A 23666-nucleotide genomic window follows, 5' to 3' on the forward strand; every position below is an offset into this window, starting at 1 on the left:
CCAGGGAAATCACATCGGGCAGGTCGAAAGGCTGATCCTCGAGAAGAGGGGCGGCAGGNTATCCTATGCCGTTCTCAGCTTTGGTGGTTTTCTTGGAATTGGCGACGACTACTATCCGCTGCCGTGGCAGAAGCTCGACTATGACGAGAGCCTTGCAGGCTTCCGCATTGACATCACGAAGGAGCAAGTTGAAGGCGCTCCGCGCTATGCTCGCGACCAGGATTTCGACTGGAATGCCGAGAGTGGCCGCCGCGTTTACGACTACTACGGCGTCCGACCGTATTGGGTGTAGCGAAGCCTCTATTGCGCGTTCGTGCCGGCAAGGCGAGTTGGACCGACGGGCCCTTCGCAGAGACCAAGGAGCATCTGGGTGGCTTCCTGCTCATCGAGCGAAGAACCTGGCGGAGGCGATGGAGATCGCGGAGCGGGACTCGCTCGCTCGGATGGGGGCGATCGAGGTGCGCGAAACCGCCGGTTTTTTAGCTTCGAAATGCCCCGGCTACTTCCACCAGCCGCAAACGTCCGCTTCCGTGACTCCAATAGGCGGCCGGAATGGCCGATTCGGGTCATGCGCGCTGGTTGGGCCCGAATGTCCGGTTTCTGAAAGTAAAATCGGTCCCGGAAGGTCCGGTCAGGGTCAACTTATTCCGTAGCGCGAGCGAATCTGGACGACTGGAACGGGTCGACCTTTGCCGTTCCCTAACGACGCAGAACCACTCAACACTGCATCCCTCGATGTGTTTAATGCCCTTCTTAAGGAGATAGGACAGCATGTCTGCCCTGAAGGCAGCGTAGTGGCCAAAAGGGCAAAGTAGCGTGGCAATCGACAACCGCCAAAAGGGCGGCCACGAGCCGCCCTTTTCACTGCAGCGCGAATTCCGCCGCGTTGTTTCCGAATGCGCTGGCGCCGTGGTCGGCACGGCCGACCATTTGCCGCAACCCGGCGAAAAGCTCGCGGCCGAAGCCGAATTCATTGCCGACAAGATCGCTGTCCGCCGCCCGCCGCAGCGCGAAATCGCCTGCCGGCACCAGAACTTCCAGCGTTCCGGCGTCGGCGTCGAGCCTGATGATGTCGCCGTCATGGATCCTGGCGATCGGCCCGTCCTCGACCGCCTCCGGCGTCACATGGATCGCCGCCGGCACCTTGCCGCTGGCGCCCGACATGCGCCCGTCGGTGACCAGCGCCACATGCTGGCCGCGATCCTGCAGCACGCCGAGCACGGTGGTCAGCTTGTGCAACTCCGGCATGCCGTTGGCTTTCGGCCCCTGGAAGCGGATGACGGCGATGAAATCGCCGGTCAACGTGCCGGCCTTGAACGCCTCGTTGAGCCCTTGCTGGCTGTCGAAAACCTTGGCAGGCGCCTCGATGATGCGCCGTTCCGGTTTCACGGCGGAAGTCTTGATGACGGCGTGGCCGAGATTGCCTGACAGCATCTTCAGCCCGCCCGTCGGCTGGAACGCCTTCTTGAACGGCGCCAGCACCTTCTCGTCGCCGCTTTCGCGGGGCGAGGCCTCGCGCACCACGCCGCCATCGGCGCCGAGCTTGGCCTCGACCGCATAAGGCCGCAGCCCTTCGCCCCAAACCGTCTGGACGTCCTCGTGCAATATTCCCTCGTCGAGCAGTTCGCGGATCAGGAAGCCGAGCCCGCCAGCTGCGTGGAAATGGTTCACGTCGGCAAGGCCGTTCGGATAGACCCGCGCCAGCAGCGGCACGGCTTCCGAAAGGTCCGAAATATCCTGCCAGGTAATGGCGATGCCCGCCGCGGCCGCCATGGCGATCAGGTGGATGGTGTGATTGGTCGATCCGCCGGTGGCGTGCAGGCCGACGATGCCGTTGACGAACGAGCGCTCGTCGATCATCCGGCCGACCGGCGTGTAGGCGTTGCCGAGCGCGGTGATCGCCAGCGCCCGCTTCGTCGCCTCCCGGGTCAGCGCGTCGCGCAACGGCGTGCCGGGGTTGACGAAGGAGGCGCCCGGCGTGTGCAGGCCCATGATCTCCATCAGCATCTGGTTGGAGTTCGCCGTGCCGTAGAAGGTGCAGGTTCCCGGCCCGTGATAGGATTTGGACTCGGCCTCGAGCAGCTCGGCCCGTCCTGCCTTGCCTTCGGCATAGAGCTGACGGACCTTGGCTTTCTCGTCGTTGGGCAGGCCCGTCGTCATCGGCCCGGCCGGGATGAACACCGCCGGCAGATGGCCGAAGCTCAGCGCCGCGATCACCAGCCCCGGCACGATCTTGTCGCAGACGCCGAGATGGACGGCGGCGTCGAACATGTTGTGCGACAGGCCGATCGCCGCCGCCATGGCGATCACGTCGCGCGAGAACAGCGACAGCTCCATGCCGGGCTGGCCCTGGGTGACGCCGTCGCACATCGCCGGCACGCCGCCGGCGACCTGGGCAATGCCGCCGGCCTCGCGCGCCGCGTCCTTGATCAGCGCTGGAAATGTCTCGAAAGGCTGATGCGCCGACAGCATGTCGTTATAGGAGGTGATGATGCCGAGGTTCGGCAGGCGGTCGCCGCCCAATGCCAGCTTTTCCGAAGGGCTGCACACGGCAAAGCCGTGGGCGAGGTTGCCGCAGGACAGCACGGCCCGGTTGGCGGTGCGGCTCGATGCCTCGGCGATGCGGCCGAGATAGGCCTCGCGCCGCGGTCTGGAGCGTTGGCGGATGCGCTCGGTGATGGCTTCGATGTCGCGTCTCGCGGTCATGGCGTCGGTCCTTTCAGGCGAGGTCCCGCAAACACGGTCCGTGCGGGATCCCTTGGCAAGTTGAAATCAGGGTGCCCAGAAAACCTGTACGGGTCTCTCGGCTGCGTCGAGCACGGCGCGAATGGGCTTTCGCATTTCCGATGCCATCGCGCTTTCGAATGCCTTGCGCTTGTCCTCACCCTCGATGTGCAGCGCGACGAAGCCGGCCCTGACGATCCGCGCCAGCGACAGCGTCAGCCGCGGCTCGCCGGCGCTTGTCGCGTGAACCGGGAGCACGACCCTTTCCGACGACGGGTCGAGCAGTGTTTCCAGATTGTCGGCGTCAGGAAAAAACGACGCGGTATGGCCATCGGTTCCCATGCCAAGCACGACCACATCGAGCGGCCAGGGCAGCGACCGCAACATCCTGCTATCGGCCTCCGACGTATTGCCGACGCTTTCTGCCTCTTGGTAGAGCGGCACGAAACGTGCGGCTGCGGCGGCGTGTTGCAAAAGATTGGCGGCGACCAGCCCGGCATTGGAGCGCGGCGAGGACGCCGGCACGCAACGCTCGTCGACCAGCGTCACCGTGACCTTGTTCCAGGCGATCGGGATGCTCGAAAGCGATGCGAAAAATTTCGCCGGCGTCGTGCCGCCGGAAACGGCGAGCAATGCCGTGCCGCGCTCAGCGATCGCAGTGGTCAGGCGGCCTGCGACGTGGCCGGCAAGTGCAGCCGCCAGATCCTGGCGTTCGGCAAATGCGTGCCAGTTGTAGGCGTCACCGTTCAATTGCTCTCGTGCCATGTCCGCCCGTCGCGTTCGATCAGCGCAATCGAGGCCGAGGGGCCCCATGTGCCGGCGGTATAGCCCTGCGCCTCCTGCCTGGCGCCTTCCCATGCGTCCTGGATCGGGTCGATCCATTTCCACGCCGCCTCGACCTCGTCGCGGCGCATGAAAAGCGTCTGGTTGCCACGGATGACGTCCATGATCAGTCGCTCATAGGCGTCGGGGGCGCGGCCGTCGAAGGATTGCGCGAAGCTCATATCGAGCGGGATCTGGCGCAGCCGCATGCCGCCAGGCCCCGGATCCTTGATCATGATGAACTGCTTGACGCCTTCGTCGGGCTGCAGCCGGATGACCAGCTGGTTGGCCGAGATCGGCCCGGCGCTGTCGCCGAAGATCGAATGCGGGATCGGCTTGAATTCGATGACGATCTCCGAAACGCGTGTCGCCAGCCGCTTGCCCGTTCTGAGGTAGAACGGCACGCCCGCCCAGCGCCAGTTGCCGATTTCGGCCTTGAGCGCAACGAAGGTCTCGGTGTTGCTGTTCTTGCCGAGCTCCTCGACATAGCCTTTCACCGGCCCGCCGGCCGAGGCCCCGGCACGGTACTGGCCGCGTACCGTGTGCTTGGGCGCTTCATTGCCGTTGATGCGTTTCAGCGCGCGCAGAACCTTCAGCTTTTCGTCGCGCACCGCGTCGGCGTCCATCGACGACGGCGCCTCCATGGCGACGAGGCAGAGAAGCTGCAGCATGTGGTTCTGAACCATGTCGCGCAAGGCGCCCGCCTTGTCGTAATAGGTGACGCGGTCTTCTAGGCCGACGGTCTCGGCCACGGTGATCTGCACATGATCGACATTGGCGGAATTCCACAGCGGCTCGTAGAGCGCATTGGCAAAGCGCAGCGCCATCAGGTTCTGCACCGTTTCCTTGCCGAGATAGTGATCGATGCGGAAAATCTGGCTTTCATGGAAATCGTCGCCGACCACATCGTTGAGCTGGCGCGCGGAGGCGAGATCGCGCCCGATCGGCTTCTCCAGCACGATGCGCGAGTTCGGCGTGATCAGCCCGTTCTCTTTCAGCTTGTGCGAGATGTCGCCGAACAGCGCCGGCGCAACCGCCAGGTAGAAGGCGCGGATGCATTCGCTGTCGCCGATCGCCGTCTTCAATTTGTCGAAGCCCGCGCCGGTCGTCGCGTCAGCCGAGACGTAGGAAAGCCGGGCAAGGAACGTCTCCAATTCCGCGGCGTCGATATCGGCCGGTTTCACATGGTCGGAAATCGCCTGCCTGGCGAAAGCCTGGAATTCCTCGTCGGTCATTTTCGAGCGCGACGTGCCGATGATGCGCGTCGGTTCGGAAAACTGATGGCCGCGCTGGCGATGATAGAGTGACGGCAAAAGCTTGCGTTCCGACAGATCGCCGGTGCCGCCGAAAATGATGAAGTCGAATGGGTCGACGGGAATGATCTGGCTGGTCATGGTCTGTCCGCTCTGACGCCGCTCGCTATGGTGCGGTGGATATAATCTAATCGATTTAGATTTTCCAGTGACACGGAGTCACATCCCAGGGCCAATCGATGTTTGCCGATTGTTCTGAGGTGTGCCCTTGACACTGGCGCAACCCGGACGCTTGTCGGCGAGGTGGTTCCGGGAGGCCTTCGCAGATGCAGCATAGAGCGGGATCGAGGCGAAAGCCAAAGGAGAAATCGAGAGTATGTTGATCTTTCGGCGGCCATTGCCGGAGGCTGCCGGAGCGGGGAGTCTTCAATCATGAGTAAGAAAGCCATCGAATCATGAGTGAGAAAGCCATGCGCCTGGAAAACAAAGTTGCCATCATCACCGGTGCCGCGTCAGGCTTCGGCGAGGGCATGGCCAAGCGTTTTGCCGAGGAGGGCGCCAAGGTCGTTGTCGCCGACCTCAACGCCAAGGGCGCCGAACGCGTCGCCAACGAGATCGGCCGGGCGGCGATCTGGACCCAGACGGACGTCTCGACCCGTTCCGAGTTCGACGAGATGGTCTATGCCGCAAAGAGTGCCTTTGGCCGCATCGACATCATGGTCAACAATGCCGGCTACACCCATCGCAACGGCGATATGCTCGAGGTCGACGAGACGACCTTCGATCTGATCACGGCCGTCAACATGAAGGCGATCTACCACGCTGCTCTGGCGGTCGTGCCGGTGATGGATAGGCAAGGCGGCGGCGTCATCCTGACCACGGCCTCGACCGCCGGCATCAGGCCGCGGCCCGGCCTCACCTGGTACAATGCGTCGAAGGGCTGGGCGATCATCGCGACCAAATCCATGGCGGTGGAACTCGCGCCGAAGAACATCCGCGTCAACTGCCTGTGCCCGGTCGCCGGCGAGACCGGCATGCTGGAAAAATTCATGGGCGCCGACACGCCCGAAATCCGCGAGAAATTCCGCGCGTCGATCCCGCTTGGCCGGCTTTCGACGCCGCTCGACATAGCCAACGCGGCGCTCTGGCTGGCTTCGGACGAGGCGGCCTTCATCACTGGCGTGGCGCTGGAGGTCGACGGCGGACGGTGCATCTGAGCCGTCCGGCCCTCGCACCCGGGCGGCTGATTGCGGCAGCCAAATGAGCCGTGGGCAATCACGTCACGTCAAAGAATGGCGTGACCAATCCTACGCGCCGGTCTTGACGAAGCTCTTGTAGATCCAGCCGCGTTTGCCGTTGTAGACGATCTGGCACCATTTCTTGCAGCCCATCACCTGAACCGAGGTCTTGGCGGGAATGGTGACGATGGCGGCCGCACTGTTCTTCGGACCGGTGCGCATGGTGACGCCCCTGAGGATGCGTCCGGTATCTGCCGCGCTCCGCTGCTTGGCCTCGACTTTGGCCTGGGTGCCATCCTTCTGTGTCGCGGCCGGCAGCGGCTTCGGGGTGGGGATGGCCGCGGTTGGCGCACCGTCCGTCGCCGCCTTGGCGGGAGCAGCGACTTTGGCAATCAATGCTGCCACTTTGGTTTTCGCTGCCGGATCGGCGAATGCTGCCGCAGTGGACGGCTTGTCTGCTTTTTCAGCCTGGCCCGCCATCTGGCCGCCCGCCGTCTGGCCGCCCGCCGTCTGGCCGCCCGCCGTCTGGCCGGTTGTGGTCTTCGGTCCCGATCCTGTCCAGCGGGGATCATTGGGCGCCAGCGCCGCTATCTCGGCCTTCGCTGCAACCACCGCCGACGAAATCGCATCGGTCTTGCTCGCAGCCTGCTGCGCCGCTTCTATCCTCGCGGCCGCGGCCGCGGCCGGCACGATCTTTGTCGTTTTCACCGGAATGCTGGAAACGATCTGCTCGGGACTGGCGACCGCTTGTCTCTCGGTGGCCGGCAATGCCAGCCATAGCGCCACCGCTGCCACGCCAAGCAGCGCTGCTGTACCAAACGCGGCGATGACCAGATGCAGGTTCGACCGGATTTGCCGCCAGAACCTGGGCTGCATGTCGTAGCCAAACTGCATGGCAAAGCGCCGTCGTTCCGGCGCGCCGAAACTGAAGGGCTCTCTCACTCTTACAACCTCCATTTGCGGGCCAACGTTCTTACGACCTGTGCCGGGAAACCGGCATCTGGTCGGCATCGGTCCCAATCCAACGCGGGCAGGCCCGCAAAATCCCCCTTCGACTGCCCAGAACCGGCATCCTTTGCCGGCGATTGTGGCTTCACTGCGCCCTTGCCGGGCGGATTCTGCACGTTTACCATCGATTCTGCAACTTGCAAGGGATTTTACAACCTGTGGTTATATGCGGTCCCTCAAGGCATACCAGTTGAGCGCAAGAAACAGCAGAGGCGCGCGCAAGCGCCGGCCACCGGGAAAGGCCGGGATGTTCAGGTCCTCGATCAGCCTCAGCCGGTCCCGGTTGCCGGCGACGGTTTCGGCATAGAGCTTGCCGAAAAAGTTCGACAGCATGACGCCGTGGCCGGAATAGCCGCCGACCGAGATCACATTGGGCATCACCTCGCGCACGAACGGTTTTCTCGGCATCGTGATGCCGACATAGCCGCCCCAGCCATGGGTGATCTCGACATCCCTGAGGTCGGGATAAAGCTCGGCGATCTGCCGGCGGATGTGGACATGGATGTCTTTCGGATCGTTGACGGCGTAGATCTCGCGCCCGCCGAACAGCAGCCGCCCATCCGTCGATTTGCGGAAGTAGCGCACGACGAAGCGGGAATCATCGACCGCCTCACCGCCCGGCAACACGTTTGAATCCGCAAGCGGCACCGTCGCGCCGATGAAGGAGCCGATCGGCATGATATGCGCGGCACTGATCGGCTCGAGCGTGCCGCCATGGGCGTTGACGCCGATCAGACATTTCTCGGCTGATATCGTGCCTTTCGGCGTCGTGACCCTGACCTTGCCGCCAACGGACGCGATGCTGGTCGCCGGAGTCTGCTCGAACAGCTGCGCGCCCGCCTGCGCCGCCACTTGTGCCGTGCCGATCACCAGCTTCAGCGGATGGATGTGCCCGGTGCCGGTGTCACGGGTGCCGCCGAAATAGCGCGCCGAGCCCAACCGCTCCGCCGTCTCCGTCGCGTCCATGAAGGTGATGTGCGGATAGCCGAAGCGGTTCGCCATGATCTCGGCATGCGCCTTGTAGTCGTCGACATAGCGCTGCTGGTGCGCCACCGACATCTGGCCGGGCATGTAGTCGATCTCGATCTTGTTGACGGCGGCGAATTCGAGGAGATGCGCCTTGGCCTCTTCGGCGAGGTCGAACAGCGCCTTGGCCCGGGAAAAGCCGTATTCCGCTTCGAGCTCCTCGGCCCAGGCGCGCTGACCGGTGCCGAGTTGGCCGCCATTGCGGCCCGATGCGCCGTCGCCGAAACGATGCGCTTCGACCAGCACGACATTGCTGCCGGCCCTGGCGAGGTGCACCGCCGCCGACAGGCCGGTAAAACCGCCGCCAACGACGACGACGTCGCACCTCAGGTCACCGTCGAGCGCCTTGTATTCGGGCCGTGGACCGGCCGTGTCCTCATACCAGGAGCGGCCGGGGGAGATTGGGGATTGGTAGGGCATGATGCTCGGAGTAGGGGAGTAGGGGAGTAGGGGAGTAGGGGAGTAGGGGAGTAGGGGAGTAGGGGAGTAGGGCAGTAGGGCAGTAAGGAGATGTTAGTCGGCTGAAAGTTTGCGGATTAGGAGCCGAAGAAGCTTTCCCACACTTTCGGTGCTCGCCAATAATGAAGCCGCTGTCCCGTTCGGCGCGATGCCGGTACGCTCAGCGATCAGAAGCTGCGTTTCCAGCTCCTTCAGTGACCCTTGAGCGATACGGAGAAATTGCTGATAGGAACCCCGTACCTCTCTGCCATAGCCTTCCGCTATGTTCGCCGGCACCGAGCTTGCGGCGCGCCGCACTTGGCTGGTCAGTCCGTAAAGCTCCTCCTTCGGCCACGATTTCGTCGCGCCGTAAACCGCCACCGCAAGGTCCATTGCCTGCTGCCAAACTATTAAATCCTTGTAAGAACCCGTTTTCTCAGTCATTCGCCCTACTCCCCTACTCCCCTACTCCCCTACTCCCCTACTCCCCTACCCCTCCTACACATTCAACAACAGATACTCCCGCTCCCACGGGCTGATCACTTCCATGAAGGTCTCGAATTCCGCCCGCTTGATCGCCGCATAGGTGGCGGCGAACGACTTGCCGAGCAGCGCGCAGAGTTCCTCGTCGGCTTCGAACAGGTCGACCGCCTCGAGCAGGCTGCGCGGCAGGTCGATCTCGGCCGCGTTGGCGGTGGTGAGAACCGGCGGTTCGGCCTTGATCTTGTTGGTCATGCCGATCAGCCCGCAGGCGAGCGATGCGGCCATCGCCAGATAGGGATTGGCGTCGGAGGAGGGGATGCGGTTCTCGACGCGTCTGGCTGCCGGGTCGGAGCGCGGGACGCGGAAGGCGGTGGTGCGGTTGTCGTAGCCCCATTTGTTGTTGACCGGCGCCGAAGCCGACTGCGTCAGCCGGCGATAGGAATTGACGTAGGGCGCAAACATCACCAGCGCGTTCGGCACATGTTTCTGCATGCCGCCGAGGAAATGGAAGAAGGCTTCGGTTTCCGAGCCGTCCTCGGCAGAAAAGACGTTCCTGCCGGTCTTCTTGTCGATGATCGATTGGTGGATATGCATGGCCGACCCGGGCTGCCCCTGGATCGGCTTGGCCATGAAGGTGGCATAGATCTCATGCTTCAGCGCCGCCTCGCGGATGGTGCGCTTGAACATGAACACCTGGTCGGCCAGTTCGATCGGATCGCCGTGGCGCAGATTGATCTCGAGCTGGCCGGCGCCTTCCTCGTGGATCAGCGTGTCGATTTCCAGGCCCTGGCTTTCGGAGAAATGGTAGATGTCGTCGATCAGTTCGTCGAACTCGTTGACGCCGGCGATCGAATAGCCGGCGCCACCGCCGATCGCCCGTCCCGAACGCCCGACCGGCGGGGTCAGCGGGTAGTCCGGATCGGGATTCTTGCGCACCAGGTAGAACTCGATCTCGGGCGCCACCACCGGCTTCAGCCCGCGCTTGTCGTAAGCGGCAAGCACACGCTTCAGCACGTTGCGCGGCGTGAACTCGACCGAGCGGCCGTCCTGGTGGACGAGGTCGCAGATGACCGCCGCCGTCGGGTCCTCTTCCCACGGCACCACGGTCAGCGTCGAAAGGTCCGGCATCAGCTTGAGGTCGCCGTCGTCTTCCGGATAGTTGAAGCCGTTGCCGTTCTCGGGGTAGCCGCCGGAGATCGTCGTCATGAACACCGCCGAAGGCAGCGCAAGCGAGGTGTTGGAGGTGAATTTCTTCGACGGCATCATCTTGCCGCGCGCAACGCCGGCCTGGTCGGGCGTGATGCATTCGATATCCTCGATGCCGCGCCACGCCAGCCAGGCGCCGACTTCCTTCCAGTTTTTCACACCACGTTGATTTTTCACGAAGGCAGGCGTGCGGATACGTCCTCCGCGGCTCGACGGACGGACTTCCTTTTTTGCAGGCGGCATCATTCACCAGATTGGGTTGCGGATTTGGGAGTATAGCCGGGGCCGGTGATGGAAGGGAAGGGGAGCCGGCCTTGCCTTCGCCCGCCAGTTGAAAATCGCTCCAGGCAGCTTAGGTTCGACGCAAGTTCAATGACCTCGTTTGAAGACGTCGAATGCGGAACAATTATGAATTGACCACGATCGGCTTCGATGCCGATGACACGCTCTGGCAGAACGAGCAGTTCTTCCGCATCACCGAAAAGCGCTTTGCCGCGCTGCTCGCCGATCATGCCGAGGAGGAGCATATCTCGGCAAGATTGCTGGAGGCCGAGAAGCGCAACCTCGCCGTTTACGGCTTCGGCATCAAGGGGTTTACGCTGTCGATGATCGAAACGGCGATCGAGATTACCGACGGCCGCGCGCCGGCCTCGGTCATCGCCGAAATTCTCGCCGCGGGCCGCGAGATGCTTGGCCATCCGATCGAGGCGCTGCCTCATGCGCGCGAAACCGTTGAAAAACTGGCGGATGCGTATCGGCTGGTGCTGATCACCAAGGGCGACCTTTTCGATCAGGAACGCAAGCTGGCGCAATCGGGCCTCGGTGACCTGTTCGATGCCGTCGAGATCGTCAGCGACAAGAGCCCCGCCACTTATACCAGCATCTTCAGCCGCCACGGTGATGGCGCCGAAAAAAGCATGATGGTCGGCAATTCGCTCAAGTCGGACGTGGTGCCGGCCATCGAGGCCGGCAGTTGGGGCATCCACGTGCCGCATGAGCTGACCTGGGCGCTGGAACATGTCGAGCCGCCGGTCACCGCGCCTCGCTTCCGCCAGATAGCCGATCTCTCGGAATTGCCCCGGCTGGTCGAAAGCATCGGGAAAGCCGGCTGATCGCATGTCTCGGCGTCGAACCGGACGTGCGCGGCAGGCGTATCGATGCCGGACATAGCGCGTCGCAATCCTTGTTGTTCGCTCCGCCAAAGAGCCGCGCTGTCGCTGACCCTCCATCGTGCGGCCCCTCCATCGCGCGGCCCCTCCATCGCGCGGCTCTTGAACAATCGATGCTGTAAAATCGTTTTCTACTTGCAAATCAGTCGCAATTGCAGAATATGCGACATGCGCGGCGTTACAGCGCCCGCGCGGCATGCGAGTAATCGCGGACAGGAGATTTTGATGATCGAGAGATACGGGCGATGGGTTGCCGTCGGGTTGATGGCTGCGGTTTTCGCTGCGGCAGTGGCTTCAAGCCCAGCGAAAGCGCAGGAAAAATTCAAGGCCGTGACGACCTTCACCGTCATCGCCGACATGGCGAAGAACGTGGCGGGCGACGCAGCGATCGTGGAATCGATCACCAAGCCGGGGGCGGAGATCCACAATTACGCGCCGACGCCGGGCGACATTCAGCGGGCTCAGGGCGCAAAGCTCATTCTGTGGAACGGGCTCAACCTCGAAGTCTGGTTCGAAAAATTCTTCCAGAACCTCAGCGACGTGCCCGGCGCCATCGTCTCCGAGGGCGTCCAGCCGATGAGCATCGCCGAGGGACCCTATACCGGCAAACCGAATCCGCATGCCTGGATGTCGCCGACAAACGCGCTGATCTACGTCGACAACATCCGCGACGCCTTCGTCGAGCACGATCCGGCGCATGCCGAGACCTACAAGGCCAATGCGGAAGCCTACAAGGCAAAGATAGAGGCGGCCGTCGCGCCGATCCGCGATAAGCTTGCCTCGATCCCGCAGGACAGGCGCTGGCTGGCGTCGAGCGAAGGCGCTTTCTCCTACCTCGCACGCGATTTCGCGCTGAAGGAGCTTTATTTGTGGCCGATCAACGCTGACCAGCAAGGCACCCCGCAGCAGGTTCGCAAGGTGATCGACGCCGTCAGGGACAACAAGATCGTCGCCGTCTTCAGTGAAAGCACCGTGTCGGACAAGCCGGCCCGGCAGGTCGCGCGCGAGACGGGGGTCCATTACGGTGGCGTGCTCTACGTCGATTCCCTCAGCGAGGCGGACGGCCCGGTGCCGACCTATATCGACCTGCTGCGTGTGACATCGGATACAATTCAGAAAGGCCTCGCCGCAGGGCTGTCGCAATGAACGAAGCCGTTCCGCCTCTTGCCGCCGCGTCCGAGGATGCGGGAGGCGGTCTCGCCGTGCGCGGCGCGACCGTCACCTACCGCAACGGCCTCACGGCGCTGCGCGATGCGAGCTTTGAAATTCCGACAGGCACGATCACGGCACTTGTCGGCGTCAACGGCTCGGGCAAGTCGACGCTGTTCAAAGCCATCATGGGCTTCGTGCGGCTGGCAAAGGGAGAGATTCTTGTTCTCGGACGGCCGGCCGCGGCCGCGCTGAGGAAGAACGTCGTCGCCTATGTGCCGCAGGCCGAGGAGGTCGACTGGGACTTTCCAGTACTGGTCGAGGACGTCGTCATGATGGGGCGTTACGGCCATATGGGCATGATGCGCATTCCGAAGGCTGCCGATCGCGAGGCGGTTACATCGGCGCTTGCGCGTGTCGGCATGAGCGATTTCCGCAAGCGCCAGATCGGCGAGCTTTCGGGCGGGCAGAAGAAGCGCGTCTTTCTCGCTCGGGCGCTGGCGCAGGACGGGCGCGTCATCCTGCTCGACGAGCCCTTCACTGGCGTCGACGTCAGGACCGAGGACGCTATCATCGAACTGCTGCGCGCGCTCCGGGACGAAGGCCGGGTGATGCTGGTCTCGACGCACAATCTGGGTAGCGTGCCGGAGTTCTGCGACCGTGCCGTGCTGCTCCGGAACACGGTCCTTGCCTACGGGCCGACAGGCCAGACCTTCACGCAGGCGAACCTGGAAAAGGCTTTCGGCGGCGTCTTGCGTCATTTCGTGCTGGGCGGCGCCGGGCTGCATGAGGACGACGACAGGCGCCGCCTTGCCGTCATCACCGACGACGAGCGGCCACTGGTCTTCTACGGAGAGAACGGAGCCATGCAGCACAAGATGCGGGAACCGGACGAATGAGTGTCCTGCTCGAGCCGTTCGGCTACGAATATATGCTCAATGCCATGTGGGTGTCCGCCCTGGTCGGAGGTGTCTGCGCCTTCCTGTCCTGCTATCTGATGCTGAAAGGCTGGTCGCTGATCGGTGACGCGCTCTCGCATTCGATCGTGCCGGGCGTCGCCGGCGCCTATATGCTGGGCCTTCCCTTCTCGATCGGCGCCTTCTTCTCCGGCGGGCTCGCCGCTGCGGCGATGCTCTTCCTCAACCAGCGCACCAAGCTGAAGGAAGACGCCATCATCGGCCTGATCTTCTCCTCCTTCTTCGGCCTCGGCTTGTTCATGGTGTCGCTGTCGCCGACCTCGGTGAATATCCAGACGATCGTGCTCGGCAACATCCTGGCCATCACTCCGGAAGACACGCTTCAACTCGCCATCATAGGCTTCGTCTCGCTCGCCGTCCTGCTGGTGAAATGGAAGGATCTGATGGTGGTCTTCTTCGACGAGAGCCATGCCCGCTCGATCGGCCTCAACCCGAGCGCGCTCAAGATCATGTTCTTCATGCTGCTTTCGGCCTCCACGGTCGCCGCGCTCCAGACCGTCGGCGCCTTTCTCGTCATCTGCATGGTGGTGACGCCCGGCGCGACCGCTTATCTTCTGACGGACCGCTTTCCGCGCCTGCTGGTCATCGCGGTTGTCATCGGCGCGGTCACGAGTTTCACCGGCGCCTATGCCAGCTATTTCCTCGACGGCGCCACCGGCGGCATCATCGTCGTGTTGCAGACGCTGATCTTTCTCGCCGCCTTCTTCTTCGCTCCCAAGCATGGAATGCTGGCAGCCCGCCGCCGCGCGGCGAGCGCCATGGAGGCCAGCCTATGAGCATCCTCGATACACTGCTTGCCCCCTTCCAGTTCGGCTTCATGGTCAATGCGCTGATTGCTTCGGTCCTGGTCGCCGTGCCGACGGCGCTGCTCTCCTGCTTTCTCGTTCTCAAGGGCTGGTCGCTGATGGGCGATGCCATCAGCCACGCCGTCTTTCCCGGCGTGGTCATCGCTTACATCCTCGGATTCCCCTATTCGATCGGCGCCTTCGCCGCCGGGATGGTCTGCGCTCTCGCCACCGGCTTCCTCAAGGACAATAGCCGCATCAAGCAGGACACGGTAATGGGTATCGTCTTCTCCGGCATGTTCGGCTTCGGCCTGGTGCTCTACGTAAAAATTCAGTCCGACGTGCATCTCGACCACATATTGTTCGGCGACGTTCTGGGCATTGGCCTGCGCGACATCGTCGAAACGGGGCTCATTGCTGCGATCACGGCCGGCATCATCGGCATCAAGTGGCGCGACTTCCTGCTGCACGCCTTCGACCCGGCTCAGGCTCGCGCGGTTGGTCTTCGGGTCAACCTGCTCCATTACGGCCTGCTTTGCCTGATCTCGCTCACCATCGTCGGCGCGCTGAAGGCGGTCGGCATTATCATGGCCATCGCCATGCTGATCGCGCCTGGCGCCATTGCCTTCCTGCTGACAAGGAAGTTCAGCGCCATGCTGATCCTGTCGGTGGCGATTGCGGTCGCCGCATCGTTCCTAGGCGTCTATATGTCCTTCTTCATCGACAGCGCACCGGCGCCGACCATCGTTCTCATGCTGTCTGCCGCCTTCATTGCTGCCTTCGTCGTCACCACACTCAAAGCGGGCCGAATGGAGCTCGGCGAGGAGGGCTAATGCTAATGCATGTCGCCCAAAAGCATGCCCTCGGGCCTGACCCGGGGGTGCACAGCGGTTTTGGGATAACGACATGCATAAAACAAGAACTTAAGCGCGTCGCATGAATCCCTTCAGACGCGACGCGCTTTAGAACTGGCGGTCATTCTCTGGTTGACGAGAGCGTCGCGCTTTCTGGATCGGCTTCACGTAGATCTCCAGTCTGTGGCTGATGATCGTGAATCCGTGCTGTCGAGCGATTTCCTCCTGGAGCCGCTCGATCTCCGCCGACTGGAACTCGATGACGTCTCCGGTCTCGATGTTGATGAGATGATCGTGATGCTCGCGGGGGGCGGTTTCGTATCTGGCGCGCCGATCGCCAAAGGTGTGCCGCTCCAGAATGCCCTTTTCGCGCAGAAGGCTGACGGTGCGATAGACAGTGGCGAGCGCGATCGTCGGCTCGATGGCGACAACACGGCGATGGAGTTCCACCACATCCGGATGGTCGCTGGATTCGGATAGAACGCGCATGATGACGCGGCGCGGACCGGTGATGCGCAGTCCGAGTTCCCTGCAAAGCGCGGCGATGGTCTGTTCTGAGGACATGTCATGATCCGCCAATATCGACAGCCATGTCGCGAAGTCGGAACATGCCTGCGGATTTGTTCGAAGGTGCTATCCCAGATGCGTCGCAATTGCAAAAGGACATCGGACTGGGTTCGCTGTCAGGCGGCACCGATCGGTCCCGTACTGACATAAATGTCCAGATTCGATCGCAAGAGCGAGGAAAGGCGTATGCGCCGGATCGGATGCCGGCTAGCTGCGTCCGAGCCCGATCAAATGGTCGATCACCGGCTGCAGCCGTTCGGTCGTGATCGGCTTGACGACCACCGCATCGACGACGCTCGACAGGCCGAGGCTCTCCGGTGTGCCGCTTTTGGTCGAGAGCAGGATCACCGAGGGACGCGACCTGCCCGAGGTGCGCCGCAGCGCATCGATGTCAGACATCAGCGCGTCGCAGTCCTTGTTGTCGGCTCCGCCATCGAGAACGACAGCTCCGGGAATCAGCGACCGCAGCGTCGTTGCTGCCGTTTCGGGCGATTCCGAGATTGGTTTGAGCCCGGACCGTTCGACGATTTTCGACACCACCACCCGGTTGACCGGCGATTTTCCGACGACGAGCACGCGGGTGAAGTCGGTGAGCATTTCGGGGTCCACATTCCGGCTCATCAAACTCAACTGGTTCACAGTGCGATTCAAGGGGCGCATGAGCAGGGCGGGCACTCGTTGGTTTCAATGCAGGGTTGTACTTTGGGAACAACTGCCGTGAGATCGCTGCCTATGTCAAGCTGAAATGGCCGGCGCCGAGAACATCGCAAGAAAGGTTAAAATTTAAAGCAAGTTCTTTTCTGGCCGTGCATGCAAACTGGTTGTGCAAGTGCAAATCACCTGCGCAGAGAACTGCGCAGGTGATGCCGGATCCGCCAGCAGGATTTCGTCGGATTCGATCAGCCGACGCTCCGCTGCGTGACGATGACCGGGATCAGCAGGTCGCCCCAGTTGCCGTCGCCGCCATGGTGTCGTGCCGAGCGCACGAGTTCTACCGACACACCGGCCTCGACCGCCTTCATCACCGACTGGTTGAGCCTGTGCAGGTCGTTGGCCAGCATGCGGATGGTCGCCTGCTGGTCGACGGTCATGGTGGTGGCCTGTTCTTCGGCCCGTTCCTTGACGCGGCTTATCGATGCCATTGGTCTTCTCCTTGCGTATTTTTACCCCTTTTGGGGCGTTGCCTCTATTTTGTTGCGTTCGTGCTATTCCGCCGCCGGTTTAAACTGGGCGTGCTCGGTCGATTCATGCATCGCCGTGGTCGAAGACCGGCCACCGGTGATCGCCATCGACACGGCGTCGAAATAGCCGGTGCCGACTTCGCGCTGGTGCTTGGTCGCGGTGTAGCCGTGGGCTTCCGCCGCGAATTCAGCCTCCTGCAGTTCGGAATAAGCCGCCATCTGACGCGCCTTGTAGCCGCGGGCGAGTTCGAACATGCCGAAATTGAGCTGGTGAAAACCGGCCAGCGTGATGAACTGGAACTTGTAGCCCATGGCGCCGAGTTCCTTCTGGAACCTGGCGATGGTGGCATCGTCGAGGTTCTTCTTCCAGTTGAACGACGGCGAGCAATTATAGGCGAGAAGCTTGCCTGGATGCTGCCTGTGCACGCCCTCGGCGAACTTCTTGGCCTGCGCCAGATCGGGCTTGGAGGTTTCGCACCAGATCAGGTCGGCGTGGGGCGCATAGGCAACGGCCCGTGCGATGCAGGGCTCGATGCCGTTCCTGACTTGATAGAAGCCCTCCACCGTACGGCCGGCGCCATAGTCGACGAAGGGCTGGTCGCGCTCGTCGATGTCGGAGGTGAGCAGCTTTGCCGCTTCCGCGTCGGTGCGCGCGACGACCAGCGTCGGCGTGCCCATGACGTCGGCGGCAAGCCGCGCGGCGTTGAGGTTGCGGATGTGTGCGGCGGTCGGGATCAGCACCTTGCCGCCGAGATGGCCGCACTTCTTCTCCGACGCCAGCTGGTCCTCGTAGTGGACGCCGGCGGCACCCGCCTCGATGAAGGCCTTCATGATCTCGAAGGCGTTGAGCGGTCCGCCGAAGCCGGCTTCCGCATCGGCGACAACAGGGGCGAACCACGTGTCGACCGAAAGCCCCTTGCCTTCGGAGGTCTCGATCTGGTCGGCGCGCTGCAGGGTGCGGTTGATGCGCTTGACCAGTTCGGGCGCCGCATTGGCGGGATAAAGCGACTGGTCCGGATACATGGCGGATGCGGTGTTGGCATCGGCCGCGACCTGCCATCCGGACAGGTAGATCGCCTTCAGCCCGGCCCGGACCTGCTGCATCGCCTGGTTGCCCGACATGGCGCCGAGCGCGTTGACGAAGTCCTCTTCGTGGATGAGCTTCCAGAGCCGGTTGGCGCCCATTTCGGCGAGGCTCTGCCGGATCTGGACCGAACCGCGCAGCCGCTTCACATCGTCCGGCGAGTAGGGCCGCTCGATGCCGTCGAAGCGGCCTTCCGGCGCCGAGGGGACGAGGTTGTAAAAATCAGTCATTGGTCGCTCCGACAGATCGTTGTTGGGATAGGAACGCCGCTTCATGAAAATTTCTGCGCCGTTTTGGTATGACAGCATTTACATTTTGGCGCGGGCCAGGCGAGGAAAACCAGAGGATTGGCTGGAAAATAAGGGAAAATCTGTGTTGCGTTTGACAGTCAGGCGCTGTAAATTTGTCATGACTGTAAAAGGCCGGCATGGCAGCGCCGCGCGGAAGTCATGTAAATTCTGTCAAGGACAGCCGAATGGCCGATCAAAAGATCTTCGCCGGGCCGCGCATCCGCCGCATCCGCAGCGCCAAGGGCCTGACCCAGACGGCGATGGCCGAAGGGCTCGGCATCTCGCCGTCCTACCTCAATCTCATCGAGCGCAACCAGCGGCCGCTGACGGTTCAGCTGATCCTCAAGCTGGCATCTGTCTACAAGGTCGACCCGCATGAATTGCAGGGCGAGGCGAGGGGGTCGGTCACCGCCTTGAAGGAAGTGTTTTCCGATCCGCTGCTGGTCGGCGAATTGCCTGGCGACCAGGAACTGATCGAGCTTGCCGAGGCGGCGCCCAACGCTTCCGCCGCGGTGATAAAACTGTTTCGCGCTTATCGCGAGCAGGCCGAGCGCCTTTCCGACCTCAACGAACTCCTGGCGCGTGAGGGCAAAGCGACGGCGCTGTCCGGCGCCCGCTTGCCGATCGACGAGGTGCAGGAGATTTTCGAGCGCCGTCCGAACCATTTTGCCGCGCTCGAAGAGGAGGCCGAGGCATTCATTTCGGTGCTCGATCCCGGCGACGATCTGCTCGGTGTGCTGAAGGCTTGGCTGAAGCGCGAATACGGCATCGTCGTCAAGGTGCTGCCGGTCGCCACCATGCCGAACTGGCGCCGCCGCTACGACCGCCACTCGCAGCGTCTGTTCCTGTCCGAGCGCCTGTCGCCGTTCGACCAGTTGCGCGAGGTGGCGATGGAGGCCTGCCTGATCCGCATGACGGTCGCCGTGGCAAGCGAGATCCAGGCGCTGAAGCTGACCACGGATGAGGCCCGCCGGCTCGCCCGCTTCGAGCTTGGCCGCTACGCTGCCCACGGGCTGATGATGCCCTATCAATCCTTTCACGCAGCCGCCACACGCGCGCGCTACGACATCGACGTGCTGCGCTCGCGCTTCGGCGTCTCCTTCGAGCAGGCGGCGAACCGGTTGACCACGCTGCAGCGGCCGGGCACGCCGGGCGTGCCGTTCTTCATGCTCGAGGTCGACAATGCCGGCAACCGCTTCCGCAAGGCTGGCAGCCAGGGTTTTCCGCAGAGCCGCTTCGGCGGCGGCTGTCCAAAACTTCCCGTGCATGCCGCCTTTACCCAGCCCGGCCAGATCTTCGTCGAGGCGGTGGAAATGCCCGACGGCGCCGAATTCCTCTGCGTCGCCCGCACGCTCGAGGGGCCGCAAGGCTCGTTTGCGGAGCGCCCACGCCGTACCGCACTTCTGCTCGGCTGCGACATCGGCTTTCGTGACGAGATCGTCTATGGCGCGGCACTGCCGGGGCCGGCTGCCGCTGCGAGCGGAAAAGCCGGACAGGGCACAAATCCGGCCACGCCGGTTGGCCCGGCCTGCCGGCTGTGCGAACGCATCGGCTGCCTCGCCCGCGCCGAGCCGCCGGTGACGCGCCCGCTCGGCCTCGACGAGATGGTGACCGGATTAAGCGCCTTCGATTTCCAGTGAGGTCCCGGCAGGCGAACTGCCGTCTTTGCCACAACCGTCGCTGCCCGGTGGACCACGCTCCGCCGCTGCCTTTGCGCTACGCGAATGTGGCACGTTTCTGTCGTCCGCTATGCATCGTGTTGCCTCGAAACCGCCGACAGTCGCCATCATGACCGATACATCATCACCGTTAGCCGTTTCGCCTTTCGTCTCGCCGCGTGACGAGCGTGTCGGCTTCCTGTTGATATTCCTGTCGGCGCTGATGTGGAGTTTCGGCGGCGCCATCGCCCGTTTCATCGACGCCGGCGACAGCTGGACGGTGGTGTTCTGGCGCTCGGTCTGGGCCGCCGCCTTCCTGATCTGCTTCATGGTCTGGCGCGACGGCTGGCACGGCACGGTAAGGTTGTTCCGCGGCATGGGCCTGCCCGGCCTTGCCGTGGCGTTCTGCTTCGCCACCGCATCGACCTCATTCGTCGTGGCGCTTGCCTACACCACCGTCGCCAACATCCTTTTGATGCAGGCCGGCGTGCCGCTCCTGGCAGCGCTGTTTGCCTGGGTGCTGTTTCGCGAACGGGTGGCGTTGGCGACCTGGGTGGCGATTGCCGCCGTCATTGCCGGCGTTGCCATCATGGTATCGGAATCGCTCGATGGCGCCGTCTCACCCGTCGGCGACGGCCTGGCGCTGCTCATCGCCGTGATGTTTTCGATCGCCACCGTCATCACGCGACGCTTTGCCCATGTGCGCATGACGCCGGCGACCTGCCTCGGCACGATGATTGCCGCCGCATTCGCGGCGTCCCAGGCATCGCAATTCGGCGTTTCCAGCAGCGACATGGGCTTCCTGTTTGCATTCGGCGTGGTCAATCTCGGTCTCGGTCTTGCCTTTTTCGCCACCGGCGCCCGGCTCGTTCCGGCTGCTGTCGCAGCACTGCTCGGCACTTTCGAGCCGATCCTCGGCCCGATCTGGGTCTGGCTCATCCATTCCGAGGTGCCGTCGGGACGCACCATCCTTGGCGGAACGGTCGTGGTCACCGCGCTGCTCGTCCATATCGGGCTCGAATTCAAGCGTCAGACGCGGCCGGTGCGGCCGGGTGTCACCGGCATGCCGTCGCCTAATTGATGCAGCGCACGCGCCAAAGCGAGATGAGCCATTGACAATGGCGCAGCCGCGCGGGCAGGCTGTCAATACGGCAACAACAAGACAGGCTCATCTTGCCAAGTCTCCCCTCCGGCCCGACCGAGACCGGACAACATCGTCGTATCCCTGCCCGCGCCGTGGCGAGAGCCTTTGACGGCGCCGGAATGCCACCTGGATCACGACATGGAAACCGGGGGCTCGGCCGTTGCGCATCGAACCGCTGTCGTGTTGGCGGTTCGCGCTTGTCGCTTGTCGGAAAGCCCAATAATCTGAAGCAAACGCCCAGCCGCGCAGCCCCGCGACGAGCTGGCGATGGAACACTCATCAAAGGAGAGACGCATGATCCGCAAAGCATTCTGGCTTTCGGCGACCTCGGCATTTCTGGCGCTTTTCACCCTCGGCGCTCATGCCCAGGAGCGCGTCGTCAACGTCTATAACTGGTCGGATTACATCGACAGCTCGATCATCGACGACTTCACCAAGGAAACGGGCATCAAGGTCACCTACGACACCTTCGATTCCAACGAGCTGCTTGAGACGAAACTGCTTGCCGGCGGCAGCGGCTACGACGTTGTCGTACCGACCGCCAATTTCCTCGCACGCCAGATCCAGGCAGGGGTGTTCCAGAAGCTCGACAAGTCGAAGCTGCCCAACATTTCCAACATGTGGGACGTCGTTTCGGAGCGCACGACCAAGTACGATCCCGGCAACGAATATTCGATCAACTACATGTGGGGCACGGTCGGCCTCGGCTATAACGTCAAGAAAGTGCAGGAAGCGCTCGGCACCGACAAGATCGACAGCTGGGACGTGTTCTTCAACCCGGAAAAGCTGGCCAAGCTGAAGGATTGCGGCGTCTATGTCCTCGATTCTCCGAGCGACATCCTGCCGAACGCCTTCAAATATCTGGGCATCGATCCCGAGACCACGTCGCCGGACGATTTCGCCAGGGCCGAAGAAGTGATGCTGAAGGTCAGGCCTTACATCCGCAAGTTCCACTCGTCGGAATATATCAACGCGCTGGCCAACGGCGACATCTGCCTGGCTGTCGGCTGGTCGGGAGACGTGTTCCAGGCCCGCGACCGTGCGACGGAGGCAAACCAGGGCGTTGAGATCGGCTATTCCGTGCCGAAGGAAGGCGCCGAAATGTGGTTCGACCAGATGGCGATCCCGGCCGACGCGCCGCATGTCGCCGAGGCGCATGAATTCCTGAACTACATGATGAAGCCGGAAGTCATCGCCAAGGCGAGCAATTTCGTCTTCTACGCCAATGGCAACAGGGCGTCGCAGCAGTTCATCGACAAGGAGATACTCGAGGATCCGGCGATCTACCCGGACGAGGCGACGCTGGCGAAACTGTTCACCATCGCCCCCTACGATTCCAAGTCCCAGCGCGTCGTCACCCGCACCTGGACCAGGATCGTCACCGGGCAGTAAGCGACAATCAGCGACCCCGGCAGGTGCTGCCGGGGTCAAGTCCTTTTGGGGATAGAACGCAGGACGGAGTGGGACATGAAATCGCTTGGCAGCATCCGCAGGGATTTCGCGCCGTGGAACGATCCGAACGCCAAGCCATATATCCAGTTCGACAAAGTGACCAAGAAGTTCGGTGACTTCACTGCCGTCAACAATTTGTCGCTGACCATATTCGAACGCGAGTTCTTTGCCCTGCTCGGAGCGTCGGGCTGTGGAAAATCGACGCTACTGCGGATGCTCGCCGGCTTCGAGGAGCCGACCGCCGGCCGCATCCTGCTTGATGGCCAGGATCTGCGCGGCATCCCGCCGTACCGGCGGCCGGTCAACATGATGTTCCAGTCCTATGCGCTGTTCCCGCATATGACGGTCGAAAATAACATCGCCTTCGGCCTCAAGCAGGACGGCATGCCGAAGCCCGAGATCGCGGCGCGCGTTGGAGAGATGCTGAAGCTGGTCAAGCTCGAGCAGTTCGCCAAGCGCAAGCCGCACCAATTGTCCGGCGGCCAACGCCAGCGCGTCGCGCTTGCCCGTTCGGTCGCCAAGCGGCCGAAAGTGCTGCTGCTCGACGAGCCGCTGGGCGCGCTGGACAAGAAGCTGCGCGAGGAAACGCAGTTCGAGCTGATGGATCTGCAGCAGTCACTCGGCCTCACCTTCGTTGTCGTCACCCACGACCAGGAAGAGGCGATGACCATGGCCGACCGCATCGCCATCATCGACAAGGGCGAGGTGATGCAGGTGGCAACGCCGGCCGAAGTCTACGAGGCGCCGGGTTCCCGTTTCGTCGCCGGCTTTGTCGGCAACGTCAACATGTTCGAAGGCAAGGTTGCGCATGGCGGGGCGGGTGCTGCAAGCATAGATGCCGGCAATGGCATCACCATCCGGACCGAGAATGCCGGCGATGCCGCAACTGGCGCGGCCGTCGCCTTCGCCATCAGGCCGGAGAAGATCAGGATATCGTCGACGAGACCGGCCGGCGCCGTCAACGCCATCGAGGGCGAGGTCTACGATATCGCCTATCTCGGCGATATGACCGTCTATCACGTCAGGCTGGACGACGGCCAGGTGGTGCGAGCGAGCACGATGAACGCGGCCCGCATCACCGAGGATCCGCTGAGTTGGAACGACCGTGCCTGGGTGTCGTTCCGGCCGGATGCCGGCGTCGTGCTGACGCGATAGGGG

22 protein-coding genes and 1 pseudogene are annotated in these 23666 nt (G+C 62.8%); 12 read left to right on the forward strand and 11 right to left on the reverse strand.

Going from position 1 to position 23666, the window contains the following annotated elements; translation table 11 throughout:
• A partial coding sequence (locus M727_RS0134450; protein WP_027156295.1) for a PRC-barrel domain-containing protein occupies positions 1–292 on the forward strand: 292 nt, incomplete at its 5' end.
• An 11-nt stretch (positions 293–303) separates the two neighbouring features.
• Positions 304–479: pseudogene (locus tag M727_RS41240) on the forward strand (YciI family protein); the annotation flags it as partial.
• A gap of 382 nt (positions 480–861) precedes the next feature.
• On the opposite strand, the gene edd reads toward M727_RS41240, so the two are convergent.
• The 3 genes from edd to zwf form a co-directional block, all read right to left on the reverse strand.
• Complete coding sequence (gene edd, locus M727_RS0134455) at positions 862–2706, reverse strand: phosphogluconate dehydratase (protein ID WP_027156296.1); 1845 nt, start codon at positions 2704–2706, stop codon at positions 862–864.
• 66 nt (positions 2707–2772) lie between these two features.
• The gene (gene pgl / locus M727_RS0134460; protein WP_027156297.1) at positions 2773–3489 is read right to left on the reverse strand and encodes a 6-phosphogluconolactonase; all 717 of its coding nucleotides are present in this window, start codon (positions 3487–3489) and stop codon (positions 2773–2775) included.
• A complete protein-coding gene (gene zwf / locus M727_RS0134465; RefSeq protein ID WP_023800301.1) occupies positions 3471–4940 on the reverse strand; it encodes a glucose-6-phosphate dehydrogenase in 1470 nt (489 codons plus the stop codon). Before zwf ends, pgl begins: the two co-directional genes overlap by 19 nt.
• A 329-nt stretch (positions 4941–5269) precedes the next feature.
• Between zwf and M727_RS0134470 the strand changes: the two genes are divergently transcribed.
• On the forward strand, positions 5270–6016 hold the full coding sequence (locus tag M727_RS0134470) for an SDR family oxidoreductase (protein ID WP_027156298.1): 747 nt from the start codon (positions 5270–5272) through the stop codon (positions 6014–6016).
• Between the two features lie 90 nt (positions 6017–6106).
• Here M727_RS0134470 and M727_RS0134475 read toward each other — a convergent pair whose 3' ends face one another.
• The 4 genes from M727_RS0134475 to M727_RS0134490 form a co-directional block, all read right to left on the reverse strand.
• Entirely contained in the window at positions 6107–6979 is an 873-nt protein-coding gene (locus M727_RS0134475) for an SH3 domain-containing protein (RefSeq protein WP_027156299.1), read from the reverse strand.
• A 228-nt stretch (positions 6980–7207) separates the two neighbouring features.
• On the reverse strand, positions 7208–8491 hold the full coding sequence (locus M727_RS0134480) for an FAD-binding oxidoreductase (RefSeq protein ID WP_027156300.1): 1284 nt from the start codon (positions 8489–8491) through the stop codon (positions 7208–7210).
• A 93-nt stretch (positions 8492–8584) separates the two neighbouring features.
• Positions 8585–8953 carry a four helix bundle protein gene (locus M727_RS0134485; RefSeq protein WP_036264561.1) on the reverse strand — a complete coding sequence of 123 codons (369 nt, stop codon included), beginning with the start codon at positions 8951–8953 and terminating at the stop codon, positions 8585–8587.
• Between the two features lie 54 nt (positions 8954–9007).
• A complete protein-coding gene (locus M727_RS0134490) occupies positions 9008–10444 on the reverse strand; it encodes a glutamine synthetase family protein (RefSeq protein WP_027156302.1) in 1437 nt (478 codons plus the stop codon).
• Positions 10445–10593: 149 nt separating this feature from the next.
• Between M727_RS0134490 and M727_RS0134495 the strand changes: the two genes are divergently transcribed.
• From M727_RS0134495 to M727_RS0134515, 5 genes are all read left to right on the forward strand, one after another.
• Positions 10594–11310 carry an HAD family hydrolase gene (locus tag M727_RS0134495; RefSeq protein WP_027156303.1) on the forward strand — a complete coding sequence of 239 codons (717 nt, stop codon included), beginning with the start codon at positions 10594–10596 and terminating at the stop codon, positions 11308–11310.
• A gap of 321 nt (positions 11311–11631) precedes the next feature.
• The gene (locus M727_RS0134500; RefSeq protein ID WP_198032763.1) at positions 11632–12513 is read left to right on the forward strand and encodes a metal ABC transporter substrate-binding protein; all 882 of its coding nucleotides are present in this window, start codon (positions 11632–11634) and stop codon (positions 12511–12513) included.
• On the forward strand, positions 12510–13415 hold the full coding sequence (locus tag M727_RS0134505; protein ID WP_027156305.1) for a manganese/iron ABC transporter ATP-binding protein: 906 nt from the start codon (positions 12510–12512) through the stop codon (positions 13413–13415). Before M727_RS0134500 ends, M727_RS0134505 begins: the two co-directional genes overlap by 4 nt.
• Positions 13412–14269 (forward strand): iron/manganese ABC transporter permease subunit SitC, encoded by an 858-nt coding sequence (sitC, locus tag M727_RS0134510; RefSeq protein WP_027156306.1) that lies wholly within the window; start codon positions 13412–13414, stop codon positions 14267–14269. The genes M727_RS0134505 and sitC overlap by 4 nt, the downstream gene beginning before the upstream one ends.
• Positions 14266–15111: a metal ABC transporter permease gene (locus M727_RS0134515; RefSeq protein ID WP_027156307.1), complete on the forward strand. Its 846-nt coding sequence runs from the start codon at positions 14266–14268 to the stop codon at positions 15109–15111. The genes sitC and M727_RS0134515 overlap by 4 nt, the downstream gene beginning before the upstream one ends.
• A 129-nt stretch (positions 15112–15240) precedes the next feature.
• Here M727_RS0134515 and M727_RS0134520 read toward each other — a convergent pair whose 3' ends face one another.
• From M727_RS0134520 to aceA, 4 genes are all read right to left on the reverse strand, one after another.
• A complete protein-coding gene (locus tag M727_RS0134520) occupies positions 15241–15696 on the reverse strand; it encodes a Fur family transcriptional regulator (protein WP_027156308.1) in 456 nt (151 codons plus the stop codon).
• Between the two features lie 210 nt (positions 15697–15906).
• Positions 15907–16320: a response regulator gene (locus M727_RS0134525; RefSeq protein WP_084647036.1), complete on the reverse strand. Its 414-nt coding sequence runs from the start codon at positions 16318–16320 to the stop codon at positions 15907–15909.
• A 278-nt stretch (positions 16321–16598) separates the two neighbouring features.
• Positions 16599–16841 (reverse strand): hypothetical protein, encoded by a 243-nt coding sequence (locus M727_RS0134530; RefSeq protein WP_027156310.1) that lies wholly within the window; start codon positions 16839–16841, stop codon positions 16599–16601.
• A gap of 63 nt (positions 16842–16904) precedes the next feature.
• A complete protein-coding gene (aceA, locus tag M727_RS0134535) occupies positions 16905–18194 on the reverse strand; it encodes an isocitrate lyase (protein WP_027156311.1) in 1290 nt (429 codons plus the stop codon).
• Between the two features lie 245 nt (positions 18195–18439).
• Here aceA and M727_RS0134540 point away from each other — a divergent pair, with 245 nt between their 5' ends.
• The 4 genes from M727_RS0134540 to M727_RS0134555 all read left to right on the forward strand — a co-directional run bounded on the left by M727_RS0134540 (position 18440) and on the right by M727_RS0134555 (position 23663).
• Positions 18440–19894 carry a helix-turn-helix domain-containing protein gene (locus tag M727_RS0134540; RefSeq protein WP_027156312.1) on the forward strand — a complete coding sequence of 485 codons (1455 nt, stop codon included), beginning with the start codon at positions 18440–18442 and terminating at the stop codon, positions 19892–19894.
• 148 nt (positions 19895–20042) lie between these two features.
• Positions 20043–20993 (forward strand): DMT family transporter, encoded by a 951-nt coding sequence (locus M727_RS0134545; protein ID WP_027156313.1) that lies wholly within the window; start codon positions 20043–20045, stop codon positions 20991–20993.
• 357 nt (positions 20994–21350) lie between these two features.
• On the forward strand, positions 21351–22448 hold the full coding sequence (locus M727_RS0134550) for a polyamine ABC transporter substrate-binding protein (RefSeq protein WP_027156314.1): 1098 nt from the start codon (positions 21351–21353) through the stop codon (positions 22446–22448).
• Positions 22449–22523: 75 nt separating this feature from the next.
• Positions 22524–23663, forward strand: coding sequence for an ABC transporter ATP-binding protein (locus tag M727_RS0134555; RefSeq protein ID WP_027156315.1), 1140 nt, complete (start codon positions 22524–22526; stop codon positions 23661–23663).
• Positions 23664–23666 lie beyond the last annotated feature (3 nt).

Origin of the sequence: Mesorhizobium sp. WSM2561, from assembly GCF_000513915.1 — a bacterium.
Lineage (GTDB): Bacteria > Pseudomonadota > Alphaproteobacteria > Rhizobiales > Rhizobiaceae > Mesorhizobium > Mesorhizobium muleiense.

Bases quoted from the DNA above. Each gene is read 5' to 3' on its own strand.
- M727_RS0134555 (WP_027156315.1), top strand. From the start codon at position 22,524: ATGAAATCGCTTGGCAGCATCCGCAGGGATTTCGCGCCGTGGAACGAT.
- M727_RS0134495 (WP_027156303.1), top strand. From the start codon at position 10,594: ATGCGGAACAATTATGAATTGACCACGATCGGCTTCGATGCCGATGAC.
- sitC (WP_027156306.1), top strand. From the start codon at position 13,412: ATGAGTGTCCTGCTCGAGCCGTTCGGCTACGAATATATGCTCAATGCC.
- M727_RS0134480 (WP_027156300.1), bottom strand. From the start codon at position 8,491: ATGCCCTACCAATCCCCAATCTCCCCCGGCCGCTCCTGGTATGAGGAC.
- M727_RS0134470 (WP_027156298.1), top strand. From the start codon at position 5,270: ATGCGCCTGGAAAACAAAGTTGCCATCATCACCGGTGCCGCGTCAGGC.
- aceA (WP_027156311.1), bottom strand. From the start codon at position 18,194: ATGACTGATTTTTACAACCTCGTCCCCTCGGCGCCGGAAGGCCGCTTC.
- M727_RS0134515 (WP_027156307.1), top strand. From the start codon at position 14,266: ATGAGCATCCTCGATACACTGCTTGCCCCCTTCCAGTTCGGCTTCATG.
- zwf (WP_023800301.1), bottom strand. From the start codon at position 4,940: ATGACCAGCCAGATCATTCCCGTCGACCCATTCGACTTCATCATTTTC.
- M727_RS0134520 (WP_027156308.1), bottom strand. From the start codon at position 15,696: ATGTCCTCAGAACAGACCATCGCCGCGCTTTGCAGGGAACTCGGACTG.
- M727_RS0134540 (WP_027156312.1), top strand. From the start codon at position 18,440: ATGGCCGATCAAAAGATCTTCGCCGGGCCGCGCATCCGCCGCATCCGC.
- M727_RS0134530 (WP_027156310.1), bottom strand. From the start codon at position 16,841: ATGGCATCGATAAGCCGCGTCAAGGAACGGGCCGAAGAACAGGCCACC.
- M727_RS0134545 (WP_027156313.1), top strand. From the start codon at position 20,043: ATGACCGATACATCATCACCGTTAGCCGTTTCGCCTTTCGTCTCGCCG.
- edd (WP_027156296.1), bottom strand. From the start codon at position 2,706: ATGACCGCGAGACGCGACATCGAAGCCATCACCGAGCGCATCCGCCAA.
- M727_RS0134485 (WP_036264561.1), bottom strand. From the start codon at position 8,953: ATGACTGAGAAAACGGGTTCTTACAAGGATTTAATAGTTTGGCAGCAG.
- M727_RS0134550 (WP_027156314.1), top strand. From the start codon at position 21,351: ATGATCCGCAAAGCATTCTGGCTTTCGGCGACCTCGGCATTTCTGGCG.
- M727_RS0134490 (WP_027156302.1), bottom strand. From the start codon at position 10,444: ATGATGCCGCCTGCAAAAAAGGAAGTCCGTCCGTCGAGCCGCGGAGGA.
- M727_RS0134505 (WP_027156305.1), top strand. From the start codon at position 12,510: ATGAACGAAGCCGTTCCGCCTCTTGCCGCCGCGTCCGAGGATGCGGGA.
- M727_RS0134500 (WP_198032763.1), top strand. From the start codon at position 11,632: ATGGCTGCGGTTTTCGCTGCGGCAGTGGCTTCAAGCCCAGCGAAAGCG.
- pgl (WP_027156297.1), bottom strand. From the start codon at position 3,489: ATGGCACGAGAGCAATTGAACGGTGACGCCTACAACTGGCACGCATTT.
- M727_RS0134525 (WP_084647036.1), bottom strand. From the start codon at position 16,320: ATGAGCCGGAATGTGGACCCCGAAATGCTCACCGACTTCACCCGCGTG.